This is a genomic window from Kitasatospora sp. NPDC002040 (genome assembly GCF_040296785.1).
Lineage (GTDB): Bacteria > Actinomycetota > Actinomycetes > Streptomycetales > Streptomycetaceae > Kitasatospora.
Map to the genome: position 1 here is coordinate 55,857 of NZ_JBEOXV010000004.1, position 15,494 is coordinate 71,350.

At 75.1% G+C, this 15,494-nt stretch carries 14 protein-coding genes; 9 read left to right on the forward strand and 5 right to left on the reverse strand.

Annotated features, from left to right (window positions below):
* Positions 1-33: 33 nt before the first annotated feature.
* Both ABT118_RS13385 and ABT118_RS13390 read left to right on the forward strand, forming a co-directional pair.
* Positions 34-1,788, forward strand: coding sequence for an ATP-binding cassette domain-containing protein (locus ABT118_RS13385; protein ID WP_350667592.1), 1,755 nt, complete (start codon positions 34-36; stop codon positions 1,786-1,788).
* Positions 1,789-1,892: 104 nt separating this feature from the next.
* Complete coding sequence (locus ABT118_RS13390; protein ID WP_350667597.1) at positions 1,893-2,048, forward strand: hypothetical protein; 156 nt, start codon at positions 1,893-1,895, stop codon at positions 2,046-2,048.
* Between the two features lie 64 nt (positions 2,049-2,112).
* Here ABT118_RS13390 and ABT118_RS13395 read toward each other — a convergent pair whose 3' ends face one another.
* Complete coding sequence (locus ABT118_RS13395; RefSeq protein WP_350667600.1) at positions 2,113-3,189, reverse strand: Zn-dependent alcohol dehydrogenase; 1,077 nt, start codon at positions 3,187-3,189, stop codon at positions 2,113-2,115.
* Positions 3,190-3,374: 185 nt separating this feature from the next.
* Between ABT118_RS13395 and ABT118_RS13400 the strand changes: the two genes are divergently transcribed.
* The 4 genes from ABT118_RS13400 to ABT118_RS13415 all read left to right on the forward strand — a co-directional run bounded on the left by ABT118_RS13400 (position 3,375) and on the right by ABT118_RS13415 (position 7,598).
* Positions 3,375-4,010, forward strand: a complete 636-nt coding sequence (locus ABT118_RS13400; RefSeq protein ID WP_350668559.1) for a class I SAM-dependent methyltransferase — start codon at positions 3,375-3,377, stop codon at positions 4,008-4,010.
* A 208-nt stretch (positions 4,011-4,218) separates the two neighbouring features.
* Positions 4,219-5,550 (forward strand): hypothetical protein, encoded by a 1,332-nt coding sequence (locus tag ABT118_RS13405; RefSeq protein ID WP_350667604.1) that lies wholly within the window; start codon positions 4,219-4,221, stop codon positions 5,548-5,550.
* A 7-nt stretch (positions 5,551-5,557) separates the two neighbouring features.
* On the forward strand, positions 5,558-6,505 hold the full coding sequence (locus ABT118_RS13410; protein ID WP_350667611.1) for an N-acetylmuramoyl-L-alanine amidase: 948 nt from the start codon (positions 5,558-5,560) through the stop codon (positions 6,503-6,505).
* Positions 6,506-6,647: 142 nt separating this feature from the next.
* Positions 6,648-7,598, forward strand: a complete 951-nt coding sequence (locus ABT118_RS13415; RefSeq protein WP_350667613.1) for a hypothetical protein — start codon at positions 6,648-6,650, stop codon at positions 7,596-7,598.
* A gap of 153 nt (positions 7,599-7,751) precedes the next feature.
* Here ABT118_RS13415 and ABT118_RS13420 read toward each other — a convergent pair whose 3' ends face one another.
* From ABT118_RS13420 to ABT118_RS13430, 3 genes are read right to left on the reverse strand one after another with little or no spacing between them, the layout of a single operon-like run.
* Complete coding sequence (locus ABT118_RS13420; RefSeq protein ID WP_350667618.1) at positions 7,752-8,810, reverse strand: prenyltransferase; 1,059 nt, start codon at positions 8,808-8,810, stop codon at positions 7,752-7,754.
* Complete coding sequence (locus ABT118_RS13425) at positions 8,807-9,541, reverse strand: class I SAM-dependent methyltransferase (RefSeq protein WP_350667624.1); 735 nt, start codon at positions 9,539-9,541, stop codon at positions 8,807-8,809. The genes ABT118_RS13420 and ABT118_RS13425 overlap by 4 nt, the downstream gene beginning before the upstream one ends.
* Before the next feature lie 47 nt (positions 9,542-9,588).
* Positions 9,589-10,908 (reverse strand): glycosyltransferase family 4 protein, encoded by a 1,320-nt coding sequence (locus ABT118_RS13430; RefSeq protein ID WP_350667630.1) that lies wholly within the window; start codon positions 10,906-10,908, stop codon positions 9,589-9,591.
* A 338-nt stretch (positions 10,909-11,246) separates the two neighbouring features.
* Between ABT118_RS13430 and ABT118_RS13435 the strand changes: the two genes are divergently transcribed.
* Entirely contained in the window at positions 11,247-11,837 is a 591-nt protein-coding gene (locus ABT118_RS13435; protein ID WP_350667635.1) for a TetR family transcriptional regulator, read from the forward strand.
* A gap of 26 nt (positions 11,838-11,863) precedes the next feature.
* Here the strand turns inward: ABT118_RS13435 and ABT118_RS13440 are convergent, their stop codons facing one another.
* On the reverse strand, positions 11,864-13,321 hold the full coding sequence (locus ABT118_RS13440; RefSeq protein ID WP_350667639.1) for an aldehyde dehydrogenase: 1,458 nt from the start codon (positions 13,319-13,321) through the stop codon (positions 11,864-11,866).
* 176 nt (positions 13,322-13,497) lie between these two features.
* On the opposite strand from ABT118_RS13440, the gene ABT118_RS13445 reads away from it, so the two are divergent.
* Positions 13,498-14,847 carry an SCO2321 family membrane protein gene (locus tag ABT118_RS13445; RefSeq protein WP_350667642.1) on the forward strand — a complete coding sequence of 450 codons (1,350 nt, stop codon included), beginning with the start codon at positions 13,498-13,500 and terminating at the stop codon, positions 14,845-14,847.
* Complete coding sequence (locus ABT118_RS13450) at positions 14,844-15,494, forward strand: SCO2322 family protein (protein WP_350667646.1); 651 nt, start codon at positions 14,844-14,846, stop codon at positions 15,492-15,494. The genes ABT118_RS13445 and ABT118_RS13450 overlap by 4 nt, the downstream gene beginning before the upstream one ends.

Genomic DNA, 15,494 nt, shown 5'->3' on the forward strand with positions numbered 1-15,494 from the left:
CGCCACTGCCGTCCTCGCGCCGAGGAGCGCCCTGTGACCCGCTCCCCCGCCCATGCCCTGCTGCGGGATCAACTCGCCACCACCAGACTTGCGTTGGTCCGGGTACTGATCTGGTCCGGGGTGGAGGCGTTGCCGTCGCTGCTCTCTGGTCTGCTGATCGCCGCCGCCACCGACCGGGGCTTCCTGGCCGGCCGGCCCGCCGTCGGCTGCGCCTGGCTGGCCGCCTTCGCCGCCGCCGTCGGCGTCCGGGCGTACGCGGCCCGGGCCGCGTTCCCGTATGTCGCGGCCGTGGTGGAGCCGCTGCGGGACGCGCTGGTGCGCCGGGTGGTGAGCGGCGCGCTCGGCCGCTCCGGGCCGGTCGGCGACGGCCCGGCCGAGGTGGCCCGGCTGACCGAACAGGTCGAGTCGGCCCGGCAGTTGACGGCCACCCTGCTCCGTACCCTGCGCAGCGTCGGCATCACCGTACTGGCGGCGGTGATCGGCCTGGCCGTGCTGGCCCCGGTCACCCTGCCGCTGGTGCTGCCGCCGCTGCTGATCGGCGGCCTGCTGTTCGCCCGGCTGCTCGGCCCGCTGGTGGACCGTCAGCGCGAGGTGGTGCTGGCCGACGAACGGGTCGCGGCCGAGGCCGGGCTGGCCTTCGCCGGGGTGCGGGACATCACGGCCTCCGGCGCCCGCACCCGGGTGGAGCGCTCGGTCGGCGCGGCCGTGCTGGACCAGGCCGCGGCGGTGCGCGCGCTCGGCCGGGCGGCCGCGCTGCGCACCCTGACGGTCGCCCTGGGCGGAAGGCTGCCGCTGCTGCTGGTGGTCGCGGCCGCCCCCTGGCTGGTCGCCCACGGCCGGTTGACCACCGGCCAACTGCTGGGCGTCGCCGCCTATCTGGTGCAGCAGCTCGAACCGGCCGTCCGCAGCCTGGCGGGCATGGTCGGCAGCTGGCTGCTGGAGCTCGCGGTGGTGCTGGACCGGCTGGCCGGCCTGCCCGGACCCGAAGCCGCAGCGCCGGCGGCCCGGGCGGCAACGTCCCCGACCCCGAAGCCCGAGGTGCGCGTCCAGGGCCTGCACCACACCCACGGCGCGGCCGCCGAGCCGCTGCTCACCGGCCTCGACCTGGTACTGGCCCCGGGCGAGCACCTCGCCGTGGTCGGCCCGAGCGGCGCGGGCAAGTCGACCCTCGCCGCCCTGCTGGCCGGGCTGCTGCCGCCCCAGCAGGGCACCGTGACGGTCGGCGGCACCGCCCCGCACACCCTGCCGGGCCCGGCCCGGGCGGAGCTGGTCGCCCTGCTGCCGCAGGAGGCGTACCTGTTCGCCGGGACGGTCGGGGAGAACCTGCGCTGGCTGCGCCCGGACGCCTCGGACGGGCAACTCGCCGACACCGCCGCCCTGCTGGGCGCCGGTGGACTGCTGGAGCGTCTCGGCGGCCCGGCCGCCGAGCTGCCCGACCCGGCCGCGCTCTCCGCCGGGGAGCGCCAACTGCTCGCCCTGGTCCGGACCTACCTCTCGCCCGCGCCCGTGGTGGTGCTGGACGAGGCGACCTGCCATCTGGACGCCGCGGCCGAGGCGGTGGCCGAGGCCGCGTTCGCCGAGCGTCCCGGCAGCCTGGTGGTGGTCGCGCACCGGATCGGTTCGGCGCTGCGGGCCGACCGGGTGCTGCTGCTGGAGGGGGGCCGGGGGCTGACCGCCCGTCACGGTGACCTGCAGGTGCTCTCGCCGCTCTACCGCGAGCTGGTCGGCCACTGGCTGGGCTCCGCCCTGCCGCACCCTGATGAGCCGGTAATCGTGCCCGGGCCGTGATCGTGCCGGAGGGTAGCTGTCCGATTCGGTGGATATGGTGACCCCCGTACCCCTTGTACCGCCGAAGTACCGACGAACCGCACCCTCGCACGGAGAAGAACGACATGTCCGAGACCCGTACCGAAACCACCCAGCACGACGGCACCGGGCCCGCCTCCGACACGGACCGGTCCGACAGCGCCGTGCACGGCCGGCACCGGGGCGACACCGCCCCCGACGACCGCCCCGACGCGGACCCGCACGGCCGCCACCGCCGCTAGAGCGGTACCGGCTGACGGTCCGCCGCCCACGGGCAGGGGTGGCGGACCGTCAGTGGGGCGGGCGTCAGCCCAGGGTGATGACCGTGCGCAGGGCCTCTCCGCTGCGCATCTGGGCGATCGCCTCGTTCACCTCGGCCAGGCCGACCCGGTGGGTGATCATGCCCGCCAGGTCCAGCCGCCCGGCCCGCCAGAGCTCGACCGCCCGGGCGGCCGTCCGCCGGACGTCGCCGCCGCCGTACATCGAGGGCAGCAGCCGCTTCTCGTTGAAGAACAGCTCGCCCATGCTGAACTGCACCAGGTCGTCCTGCGCGCCCGCGCCGATCACCACCACCGCGCCGCCGCGCCGGGCCGCGTCGTACGCCGCCCGCACGGTGGCCGCGCGGCCGACGGCCTCGAAGACGTAGTCGTAGCCACCCGCCTCCAGGCCCTTCGCCGCGCCCTTCAGGCCCTCGGGCGCGACGGCGTCGGTGGCGCCGAAGCCGAGTGCGCGCTCCCGGCGGGACTCGACCGGGTCGACCACGGTGATCCGGGCCGCGCCGCAGATCCGGGCGCCCTGGACGGCCGCGATGCCGACCCCGCCCGCACCGATCACGGCGACCGAACTGCCGGGCTCCACCCGGGCGGTGTTCACCGCCGCACCGAGGCCGGTGGTCACCCCGCAGCCGATCAGGGCGGCCAGCTCGTACGGCATGTCGGCGGGCACGGTGATCACGCTGTCGGCGGCCACCACCACCTCCTCGGCGAAGGTGCCGGTGCTGTAGAAGCCGAACACCTCGGTGTCCCCCTGCCGGAAACCGGCCGAGCCGAGCCGCCGCAGGCTGGTGACGCAGAGGTGGCCCTGTCCCCGGCGGCAGTGCGGGCAGGCGCCGCAGGGCGGCATCCAGCAGAGCACCACCCGGTCGCCGACCGCGACCCCGGTGACGCCCTCGCCGACCTCCACCACGTCGCCGGCACCCTCGTGGCCGGGGACGAACGGCGCGGGCTGCGGCAGCACACCGCTCATCGCGGACAGGTCGGAGTGGCAGAGGCTGGTGGCCCGCAGCCGGACCCGGACCTTCCCCGGGCCGAAGCCCACCGCCTCGACGTCGTCGCGGACCTCCAGCTCGTCCTGGCCGATCTGGTGCAGGATCGCTGCGCGCATGTGGCTTGCTCCCGGGTTTCGCCAGTGGTGGGGAGCAGCGTACAAAAGCCGCTCCGCGGACCGTCTTCTAGAACTGGTTCTAGAAACCTGACCAGATATACACCGTTCCCCGCCCGGCCGGAACCCCTCCTACCGTCCAGTAGGGTCCAGGAACCGACCCGCCCGCGCGACCCAGGAGCAGCATGATGACCGACGCCCGCCCGGCCCCCGGGGTGATCGAGGCCTTCGAGTCGGCGACCGGCTTCATGCCGGTGGACGAGGGCCTGGCGCTGTACGCCGCCGCGGCCTCGGCCGCCGCCGCCACCGGCCTGCCGCTGCTGGAGATCGGCACCTACTGCGGGCGCTCGGCGATCCTGCTGGCCGACGCGGCCCGGGCCGCCGGGACGGTCGCCCTGACGGTGGACCACCACCGCGGCTCGGAGGAGCAGCAGCCCGGCTGGGAGTACCACGACCCGGGGCTGGTCGACCCCGAGGTCGGGGTGATGGACACCCTGCCGACCTTCCGCCGCACCCTGTTCCGGGCCGGTCTGGAGGAGCACGTGGTCGCCCTGGTCGGCCGCTCGCCGCAGGTCGCCGCGGTCTGGGGCGGGAAGCTCGCGCTGGTCTTCATCGACGGCGGCCACACCGACGAGCACGCCACGGGTGACTACGAGGGCTGGGTCCCGCACCTGGCCGAGCAGGGCCTGCTGGTGATCCACGACGTCTTCCCCGATCCCGCCGACGGCGGCCAGGCCCCGTACCGGGTGTACCTGCGGGCCCTCGCCGAGGGCTTCGAGGAGCTCTCGGTCACCGGTTCGCTGCGGGTGCTGCGCCGCCGCTGACGCCACCGGCCGCCGGGCCGGCCCCGCCGACACCCGAAGATCACCATGGTCCTGCGGGCACCTTCCGCGATGCTCTAACGTCATGCCACATGTCGGTCCTACCGGGTGCCCACCGTTGGTGCGCCCGGAAACGGCCGGTACGGTGTCGCCGGACGACCGGACGACGCGAACCCAGGGCGCACCACAGACAGCGGGGGCGAGGCCAGGCATGACCGAGCAGGACAACACCGCGCCAGCGGTGTGGGACCCGACGGCGCGCAACGGCGCCGGCGGCTGGGTCCGCCCGGCGCCCGCCCAACAACCCCCGACTGCCCAGCAACCCCCCACCGCACTGGCTCCCTCCCCGCGGACCCCGCTCCCGCAGTCGGCCCGCGACGGGCAGCGGACCGAGGTGTTCCCGCTGGCCCCGCCGCAGGCGCCGCCCGCGCAGCAGTACCAGGCGCCGCCGCCCGGTGCGGTCGGCGACCACGGCCCGCCGCTCGGGGCCCGCCCGTACCTGCCGCCGCCAGGCGCCGCCGCCCCGCCCGCACCGCCGTTCGGCGGACCGCCCGCGCCCTCCTCCGGGTACGGCTACCCGCCGCCCCCGCCCGCCGGCTTCCCCGGCCCGCAGCAGGGCCCGTACCCGGGCCAGCAGCAGCCCCAGCCGCACCAGGGCCAGCAGCCGTACCAGGCCCAGCAGGGCCAGCAGCCGTACCAGGCCCAGCAGGGCCAGCAGGGCCAGCAGCAGCCGAGCCCGTTCCCCGCTGCCGCGCAGCCCGCCCCGGCGGAGCCGTTCCCGGTCTACCGGCAGCAGCCCCCGCAGCAGCCGTACCCCGAGTACGAGGAGCTCCCGCAGCAGGAGTCCCGCCGCCGGGCCCCGCTGCTGGTCGCGATCGGCGTGGTGCTGGTGGTGGTGGTCGGCGTCGGCGTGGCCTGGGCCGTCCGCAACAGCAACGAGCCGGCCGACCGGGCCGCGCCCAATCCGGCCGCCTCCTCCGGCGGCAGCGCCGCCCCGCAGCCCGCTCCGGCGGCGAGCGCCCCGGCCGCGACCCCGTCGGGCGCCTCGCCCTCGCCGTCCGCCGGTACCGAGAACGGCCCGAAGGCGGCCGCCCAGGCCAAGGCGCTGGACGAGCTGCTGACCCGGGGCGAGGGCGCCAAGGCGCCGATCGGCAACGCGGTGGCGAAGGTGAACAGCTGCCCCGGCAAGCCCGAGATCGCCAACGCGGTCGAGGTCTTCGACACCGGGGCGAGCCAGCGCGACCAGCTGGTGGCCGACCTCGCCAAGCTGGACTTCACCGACCTGCCCGCCGGCACCGAGGCGGTCGCGCTGCTGAAGACCGCGTGGCAGACCTCCGGCGACATCGACCGCGCGTACGCGGCCTGGGCCCGCACCGTCGGCACCCAGGGCTGCAGCAACGGCAGCGCCCCCGGCGGCGCCGACCTGAAGCGGGCCAACGAGCTCAACCCGCAGGCGACCCAGGCGAAGAAGGACTTCGTGGCGAAGTGGAACACGCTCGCCAACACCTTCGGCCTGACGCCCCGTACCTGGGACAGGATCTGAACCACCCGTGACCGGCACCACCGCTCAGCACCCCGCCCCGCGCCGCCCCGCCCTGCTCCGGCTGTCCGCCCTCGCCTGCGCCGTCCTGCCGCTCGGCGCGGCGGCCTGCGCGGGCCCGGCCTCCCCCGCCGGGGACACCGCGTACGCCGCGGCCAGCGCCCCGGCCGACGAGCTCCCGGTCATCCCCTCGTTCTGGCCGAGCGCCCCCGCCTCCCCGACCGCCTCCGCCCCGGCCCCGGCTGCGGGCTCCGCCCCGGCGTCGGCTCCGGCCGCCGGCTCCCTGACGGGCCGTACGGTGCTGCTGGACGCCGGGCACAACCCCGGCAACTCCAAGCACACCACCGAGATCAACCGCCAGGTGGACATCGGCAACAGCCGCAAGGAGTGCGACACCACCGGCACCGCGACCAACGCGAGCTACAGCGAGGCCGAGTACTCGCTCGACGTCTCCCGCCGGGCCCGGACCCTGCTCGAGGCGCGCGGCGCCAAGGTGGTGTTCACCCAGGACGGCAACCGCCCGTGGGGGCCCTGCATCGACGAGCGGGCCGGGATCGGGAACGAGAGCCGGGTGGACGCCGCGGTCTCCGTGCACGCGGACGGGGCGGCGGCCTCGGCCAGCGGCTTCCACGTGATCATGCCCGCCGCGGTGAAGGCCGGGAAGGCGGACACCGCCGCGATCGTCGCCCCGTCCCGCCGCCTCGGCCTGCTGCTGCGCGAGCAGTTCAAGGCCGCCACCGGCGAACCGTACGCCGACTACATCGGCGAACAGGGCCTGGACACCCGCAGCGACCTCGGCGGTCTCAACCTCTCCAAGGTGCCGAAGGTGTTCATCGAGTGCGGCAACATGCGAAACTCGGGCGATGCCAAGCGGATGACGGACCCTCAGTGGCGCCAGCTGGCCGCACAGGGGATCGCCGACGCGCTGACCGCCTACCTCACCACACCCGCCAACTGAAGCGGGGCCTTTCCCGGGTGTTTTGCCACGACACTCCCCGTTTCGGGAGCCCGCCGTGCACTCGGGAACGGCTTGGCCCTAGGCTTTTGCACCGTCCGAACCACACCGCCGTCCACGACACACACCGACGAGGGGAACGTTAGTGAATCTGCGCGCTCTCACCAGGGGAGACGCCGCCGTCGCAGGTGCGGCCGTCCTGCTGTTCATCTCTTCTTTCCTGCCGTACGTCTCGTTCGAGTACTGCAGCGGCCTCAAGGGCGTCTCCTGCGTCTCCAGCTCGCAGAGCGCCTGGTCCACGGCACTCTTCCCGGTGCTGCCCTCGGTCTACCTGCTGGGCATCATCGCCGCGGCCCTGATCCTGGTGCAGCGCTTCCAGGGCGAGGCCGCCTCCGGGCGCCAGGTGCTCGGCCTGCGGCTCGACCAGTGGGGCACCGCGCTCGCCGCGGCCGCGCTCTGGTCCGGCCTCTGGTCGCTGGCCGGCGGCGTCGACGCCAGTGGCTACGGCCACAGCTTCGGCGCCTACCTCGGCGTGCTGGCCCTGCTGGTGCTGACCGGTGCGGCCGCGGCCGGTCCGCTGGTGCCCGCGCTCCAGGCGCCGCTGCTGACCGACAAGCCCCCGGTCACCCAGGCCCCGTACTCCGGCGCCCCGATCGGCGGCTTCCAGCCCGCCGCCGGCCAGCCGGGCCAGCAGTACGGCTACCCGGCCGACCAGGGCCAGGGCCAGCCCCAGCCCGGCCAGGGCGGTCTGCCCGGCTACGCCACCCCGCCGGAGCAGCAGCACGGCTACGGCTACCCGACCCCGGGTCAGGTCGCCCAGCCCGCCCCGGTCCACCAGGAGCCGACCCAGGTGCAGCCCGCCGTCGCGGTGCCCGCCCCGGCCGCCCCGGCCGCGGACTTCGCGCCGTTCTGGTTCGCCGTCCCGGCGCCCCGTCAGCTCGCCCCGAAGGACAACCCGGTCGGCCCGCCGGTCGGCGAACTCGTGCCCGGCACCTGGTACCTGGCGGTGGAGCAGCGCGGCAACTCGCTGGTCGCCCAGCTCCAGGACGGCTCGCACGGCCTGCTGAACGACGCCTCCGGCATCCAGCGCGGCTGACCTCCAGTCAGGAGGGGGTGGCCCACCGCACGGTGCGGGTCACCCCGAGGGGCGCGGGGACCCGCGCGACCATCCGGTCGTGCGGGTCCCCGCGCCCCTCTGCGTTGTCCGACGCCGACGCCGAAACTGACGCCGACGCCGCCCCCGGCAGCGTCAGCAGCAGTCGCCGACGACCAGGCCGGCCGGGAGCTGGTCCCCGCCGAAGACCGAGACGGTCGCGTGGTCGCCGCCGAGCGCCGCCACCGCGAGCAGCAGTGCCCCGGCCGTCCAGGTGGTGCGCTCCTCCGGCCAGATCGCGTCGTCCTCGAAGACGTACCCGGTCCAGTAGGACCCGTCCTGGTGCCGCAGGTGCTGGATCCAGCGCAGGATCTCCACCGCGCGGTCCGACTGGCCCACCGCCCAGAGCGCGAGCGCCAGTTCGGCGCTCTCTCCGCCGGTCACCCAGGGCCGGTCACTGACGCAGCGCACGCCCAGGCCGGGCACCACGAAGCGGTCCCAGTCCTGCTCGATCCGGGCCACCGCCTCGGGGCCGCGCAGCGCGGTGCCGAGCACGGGGTAGTACCAGTCCATCGAGTAGCGGTCCTTGTCGAGGAACCGCTCGGGGTGGTGGGTGATCGCGTGCCGGAGCTTTCCGGCCGCCAACTCCCAGTCCGGCTGCGGTTCTTCGAGGTAGTCCGCGATGGCGAGCCCGCACCGGAGCGCGTGCAGGATGCTGGAGGAGCCGGTGAGCAGCGCCTCCTGCGGCGCGGTGCCGTCCTCGTCCTGCCGCCAGGCGATCGGCCCGCCGGGCAGCCGCAGCCCGACCGTGAAGTCCAGCGCGCGCCGGACGGCGGGCCAGATCCACTCCAGGAAGGCGTCGTCGCCGGCCGAGAGGTGGTGGTGCCAGACCCCGACCGCCAGGTAGGCGCAGAAGTTGGTCTCCTTGGCGCGGTTGGTCACCTCCCCGTCCACGTAGGCCGCGTACCAGGAGCCGTCGGCGTTCTGACGGCCCGCCAGCCAGCGGTACGCCGCCTCGGCGGCCGCGTGCTCGCCCGCCGTGTCCAGGGCCATCGCGGCCTCGGTGTGGTCCCACGGGTCCAGGTGGCCGCCGCCGAACCACGGGATGGCGCCGTCAGCCTGCTGGTCGGCCAGGATGGAGCGGACCGTGTCGGCGGCCTGACGGGCGTCGAGCACGCCGTCCAGCAGCAGCGCCTCGGGGATGGCGGCGGTCATGCGCCCGCCCGCCGGGGCTTGCTGGCGTACACCACGAAGCTCTTGCCGAGCACCGGGTTGAGCGCCTTCTCGGCCGCCTTGGTGATCTTCGAGATCACCGGGGTGCCGACGATGTCCCAGACCAGCAGCTGGTGGTAGGCCCGGACCGGCAGCGCCTTGTCGTTGTTGACGCCGACCGCGCACTTGATCCACCAGTACGGCGAGTGCAGCGCGTGCGCGTGGTGCTCGCCGTACGGCTCCAGGCCGGCCTCGCGGACCCGCTCGACCAGCTCGTCGCCCTTGTAGATCCGGATGTGGCCGCCCTCGACCTCGTGGTACTCGTCGGAGAGCGCCCAGCAGATCTTCTCCGGCAGGTAGCGCGGCACCGTGACGGCCAGCAGGCCGCCCGGCTTGAGCACCCGGACCATCTCGGCCAGCACGCCCTTGTCGTCGGGGATGTGCTCCATCACCTCGGAGATGATGATCTTGTCGAAGGTGTCGTCGTCGAACGGCAGGTTGAGCGCGTCGCCCTCCATCGCCACCGCCGAGGCGCCGGCCGGGGCCTCACCGGCCTGCTCCATGGCCGCGAACCACCTGCGCACCTCGGCGATCTCGTCGCCGTTCTGATCGAGGGCGACCACGTTCGCGCCGCGCCGGTAGGCCTCGAAAGCGTGCCTGCCCCCGCCGCAGCCCAGGTCGAGCACCCGGTCGCCGGGGGCGAGCGGGAAGCGGGAGAAATCGACGGTCAGCACTACGGGGCTCCCATTCGTTGGTACTCGGCGAAACAGTTGAACAGCCGTCAGGCGACGTAGCGCCAGCCGGCCCCGGCCCGGGCCCGCTGCCCGACACCGGTGGCGATCGCCGCCCGGTAGCGGTCGGCGGTGAGTTCGGCGGCCCGCTGCCAGGTGAAGTCGGCCAGCACCCGCTCGCGTCCGGCGGCGCCCAGCTCGGCCCGCAGCTCCGGGTCGTCCAGCAGCCGGCCGAGTGCCTCGGCCAGCGCCCCGGCGTCGCCCGGCGGCACCGCCAGGCAGGTCTCGCCGTCCGGCCCGGCCACCTCGGGGATCGCTCCGCCGGTGGTGGCCACCAGGGGCGTGGCGGTGGCCATCGCCTCGGCGGCGGGCAGCGAGAAGCCCTCGTAGAGCGAGGGGACGCAGGCCACCTCGGCGGAGCGGTACAGGTCGACCAGCTCCTGGTCGGTCAGCCCGGTGCGGAACTCGATCCACCGCTCCAGGCCGAACCGGCGGACCGCCTCGGCCACCGGGCCCTCCCCGCGCTGCGGCTTGCCGACCACCACCAGGTGGGCGTCGCGCTCGGTGCGCAGCTTGGCCAGCGCCTCGACCAGGAAGACCAGGCCCTTGAGCGGGACGTCCGCGCTGGAGGTGGTGACGATCCGTCCGGGCACCTGGGCGATCTCGGCGGACGGGGACCAGAGCCGGGTGTCGGCGCCGATCGGGACCACCGCGATGTTGCCGGACGGGGTGCCGAGCTGCTCGGCGATCTCGGTCTTCGAGCTGCCGGAGACGGTGATCACGTGGTCCAGCCGGGCGGCCACCCGGCGCTGCATCCGGGTGAAGGCGTACCAGCGGCGCTTGCCGAGCCGCTGCAGCCGGGTGCCGGCCGCCTCCAGCTCCAGCCGCCGGTCCACGGTGATCGGGTGGTGCACGGTGGTGACCAGCGGGAAGCCGTGCCTGGCCAGGCCGAGCAGGCCGTAGCCGAGGGTCTGGTTGTCGTGCACGACGTCGTAGCGGCCCTTGTGCGCGGCCAGGTACTGCCGGGCCCGGAGCGAGAAGGTGAGCGGCTCGGGGAAGCCGCCGGTGCGCATCCCGGCCACCTCCAGCAGGTCGACCAGGCCGCGGTACTCGCTCAGCGCCGGGGTGCGGAACGGGTCGTCGGCGCGGTACAGGTCGAGGCTGGGCAGCTCCACCAGCCGGACGCTGCCGGGGCCCTCGACCGGGTCGAGCACCGGGAAGGGCTGGGCCCCGACCACGTCCACGTGGTGCCCGAGCCTGGCCAGCTCGCGGGAGAGGTGGCGGACGTAGACGCCCTGACCCCCGCAGTACGGGTCGCCCCGGTAGGACAGCAGGGCGATCCGCAGCGGTCGCGGCGGCAGCGCGGTCATCCGGGGGCTCCTGTCCCCTACTCCCCGGGCCGCTCGGCGGCGGGAAAGTAGATCACGTTTCATGATGGTGGAGCTCGTCATTGGGCTGGTTGAACAATGAGAGACCTTGAAGATTACCGGCCTGCGACCGGGGGCGGCGGATCGGCCCCCTTGGCCTGCTACTGACGAGTACGTCAGTACCGGAGGCCTCCATTCTGACCCGTCGCCACGGCCCGTCCACCCGGCGTGCGCTGTGACATAGCTCTCGGACCGCACCGCTGCTGACGTGTCCTCACTCGGCCCCCCGTGGTTGAATCACCTGTCATCCGGTTACCACGCGCTCGCCCCGGGAGCCCCACTTGACCACCACCGCCGCCCCCGGGACCGGGCTCACCCCCCGGCAGGCCGAGCGCCGCCGCCGGATCCTGCGGGCCGCCACCGCGCTGGCCGCCCGGGGCGGCTACGAGGCGGTCCAGATGCGCGAGGTGGCGGAGACCGCCGAGGTGGCGCTCGGCACCCTGTACCGCTACTTCCCGTCCAAGGTGCACCTGCTGGTCGCGGTGATGCAGGAGCAGCTCCAGCAGCTGCACGAGCAGGTCCGCCGGCACCCGCCGGTGGGCGAGGACCCGGCCGGCCGGGTGGCCGAGACGCTGACCCAGGCCTTCCACGCGCTCCAGCGCGAACCGCGCCTCGCCGAGGCCATGGTCCGCGCGCTCTCCTTCGCCGACCGCTCGGTCGGCGCCGAGGTGGACGCCGTCTCCGCGGTCACCTCGGCGATCGTGCTGGACGCCGCTCAACTCGGCCCCACCCCCTCGCCCACCCAACAGGCTGCCCTCCGGGTGATCGGCCACACCTGGCACGCCACCCTGCTCGCCTGGCTCGGCGGCCGCGCCTCCCTCTCCGAGGTCCGCGCCGACCTCCACACCGCCGCCCGCCTGCTCACCCTCTGACCCCGGGTCAGCTCCGGCGCCCCACGTCAGGCCCGGTACCCCCTGGGCAGGACCACGGTCTTGGACTCCAGGTACTCGGCCAGGCCCTCGGGGCCGAACTCGCGGCCGATGCCGGACTGCTTGTAGCCGCCGAACGGACCGAGGAAGTCCAGGTTGAAGGTGTTCACCGCGTAGGTGCCGGTGCGGACCGCGCGGGCCACCTCGATACCGGCCTCGACGTCGCCGGTCCAGACGCTGCCGGAGAGGCCGAAGTCGGAGTCGTTGGCCAGCCGGACCGCCTCGTCCCGGTCCTGGTACGGGGTCAGGCAGACCACCGGGCCGAAGACCTCCTCGCGGGCGATCCGCATCCCGTTGTCCACAGCGCCGAACAGCGTCGGCTGCACGTACCAGCCGCGCTCCGGAGCGGCGGGCACGCCGCCGCCGGTGAGCAGCTCCGCGCCCTCGCCTGCGGCGATCGCGATGTAGTCCAGGCTGCGCTGCCGCTGACGGGCGGTCACCAGCGGGCCGACGGCGGTGGCGGGGTCGAGCGGGTCGCCGACCCGCAGCGCGCCGATCGCGGCGGTGAGGCGCTCGGCGATCTCGGCGTAGTGCGAGCGCGGGGCGAGGATCCGGGTCTGCGCGACGCAGGCCTGGCCGTTGTTCATGAAGGCGGCGGCCAGCAGGCCCCGGACGGTGCGGTCCAGGTCGGCGTCGGGGAGCACGATCGCGGCGGACTTGCCGCCCAGCTCCAGCGTGACCCGCTTGAGCGTGCGGGCCGCGCTCGCCATCACCTGGCGGCCCGCGTCGACCGACCCGGTGAAGGAGACCTTGTCCACGCCGGGGTGGCCGACCAGGTACGCACCGGTCTCCCGGCCGGCGGGCAGGATGCTGAGCACGCCCTCGGGCAGCCCGGCCTCGCGGACCACCTCGGCCAGCAGGTAGGCGTCCAGCGGGGTCTCCGGCGAGGGCTTGAGCACCACGGCGCAGCCGGACAGCAGGGCGGGCGCGAGCTTGGCGGCGGCGGCGAACTGCGGCACGTTCCACGGCACCACGGCCGCCACCACCCCGACGGGTTCGCGGCGGACCAGGATCGGGCCGAAGGCGCCGGCCCGCTGCTCCTCGAAGACGTACTCGGCGGCGGTCTTCAGGTACGCGTCCCAGATCGCCACCGGGCCGTGGGCCTGGGCGGCCAGGCTCCACGCGTACGGCGAGCCGTTCTGCGAGCTGATCAGCCGGGCGAGCCGTTCGGCCCGGGCGGCCAGGCCGTCCCTGATCCGGGTCACCACCGCGATCCGCTCGGCCAGCGGCAGCCGGGGCCAGGGGCCCTGGTCGAAGGCCCGGCGGGCGGCGGCCACCGCGCGGTCCACGTCCGCCTCGCCGGCGTGCGGCACCCGGCCGATGACCTGCTCGGTGTGCGGCGAGACCACCTCGATCACGGCCGGCCCGGCCGGGGCGGTCCAGGCACCCCCGATGAAGAGCTCGCCGTACTCCAGCACCTCGGTCATCACTGGCTCCTTCTGCCGCCACCGGAAAACTGGTACCAGTTCTAGTCCGTCGCGTCCCCCCGCGTCCACACCCGCGCCTGACGGGGAGCGGCCACGCCGCCGGTTAGAGTCGGACGGTCAAGCTCGTCCGGGGAACGCCCGTGCGACCCCGGTCACCGAAAGGCCTGCCGACCCTCATGCCCACCACCGCCCGCACGGGTGCCGCCGCGCTGGCCGCCGCCGCCCTGCTGATCGGCGCCGCCGGCCCCGCCCTCGCTGACACCACCCCTTCGCCCGCAGCCGCGCCCGCCGCGCTGTACGGCAAGGGCGACCCGACCTACGACGGCGTCTGGCGGCAGTCGCTGGCGCTGACCGCGCTCGGCTCCGCCAAGGTCGTCCCGGCCGCCTCGGCCGTGGCCTGGCTGACCGGGCAGCAGTGCGCCGACGGCGGCTGGCCCTCGTACCGGGCGGACGCCGCGACGGCCTGCGACCCCAAGACCGAGGACAGCAACGCCACCGCGATGGCGATCCAGGCGCTCACCCTGCTGGGCGGGCACCAGGACGCGGTCACCCGCGGCACCGCCTGGCTGAGGACCGTTCAGAACGCCGACGGCAGCTGGGCCTTCAACCCCGGCAACCCCGGTGACGCCAACTCCACCGGGCTGGCCGTGAACGCCCTGCTCGCCACCGGCACCGACCCGGTCGGCGTGGCCAAGGGCGGGAAGACGGCGTACGACGGCCTGGCACTGTTCCAGATCGGCTGCCTCGCCCCGGCCGCCGAGCGCGGCGCCTTCGCCTACCAGCCCGCCCCGGACGGCTCGCTCAAGGCCAACGACCTGGCCAGTGCGCAGGCCCTGCTGGCAGCGGCGGGCGGCAAGCTGCCGGTCACCAACACCAACCGGGTGGACGCCGCGCCCAAGCCGCTGGACTGCACCGTCAACACGCCCACCGTCGCGCGCGCCAACTCGGCCGAGGCGGCGGGCTCGTACCTCTACACCCAGCTGAGCGGCAACGGGCAGCACCTGCTCCAGACCACGCCCGGCGCGGCCGCCACCCCGGACTACACCGGTACCGCCTGGGCCGTGCTCGGCCTGGTCCAGTCCGGTCACCCGGTCCAGGCCGCCCCGGCCGCCGACTGGCTGGCCGACCACGGCTACGACTGGGCCGCCAAGGGCAAGAACGGCACCGACCCCGCCGCCGCCGCGCTGCTGCTGCTGACCGCCGAGGCCGCCCAGCTGGACCCGTACGACTTCGGCGGCACCAACGTGGTCCAGCTGCTGATCGACGCGGGCCCGGCCCCCGAGTCCGTCCCGGCCGCCGCGGCCTCGGCCTCCTCCCCCGCCCCGCACAACAGCGCGGCCGACGACGACAGCGGCTTCTCGCCGGTCTGGCTGGTCGGCATCGGCCTGCTGATCGGCATCGGCGGCGGCCTGCTGCTCAGCCTCCGCCGCAAGCGCGCCGCCGCGCAGCACCCCGGCTCCCCGTCCAGCGGTGGCACGGACAAGAGCGGCGGCACGGACAAGTCCGAGGGCGACGGGCAGAAGTGAGCTCCCCCCGTTCCCGGACGGCGGCGGCCCTGACACCGGTCGCCGCCGTCCTGGCGCTGCTGCTGCCGCTCCTGCTCGCCACCCCCGCCCAGGCCACCGGCTACCGCTACTGGTCGTTCTGGAAGTGGTCCGGCAGCGCCTGGGCGTACCAGCAGCAGGGCCCGGCGGTGTACGTCCCGCCGGACGGCGCCGTGGACGGCTGGCGGTTCGCGGTCAGCCCCGACGGCGGCCAGGACGCCGCCCGGCCCACCGCCGGCGGCGACTTCGCCGCGCTCTGCGCCGCCACCCCGGCCGAGCCCGGCCGGAAGCGGGTCGCCGTGGTGCTCGACTTCGGCACCCCCGCCGACGCCCCCGGCGGCGAGACCCCGCCCGCCGCCCGGACGGCCTGCGCGGCCGTGCCGACCGGGGCCAGCTCGGCCGAGGTGCTGGCCGCCGTCGCCCCGCCGCTGCGCTACGACACCAACGGCATCCTCTGCGCCATCGCGGGCTACCCCCGGACCGGCTGCGGCGACACCCTGGCCGCGGACAACTCCGGTGACGGGAAGGGCGGTTCGGGCCCGGCCATCGGCCTGCTGGCCGGCGGCGCGCTGATCGCCGTCCTCGCCGCCGCCGCGGTCCGGCAGGCCCGGCGCTGCCGCGACTCCTGA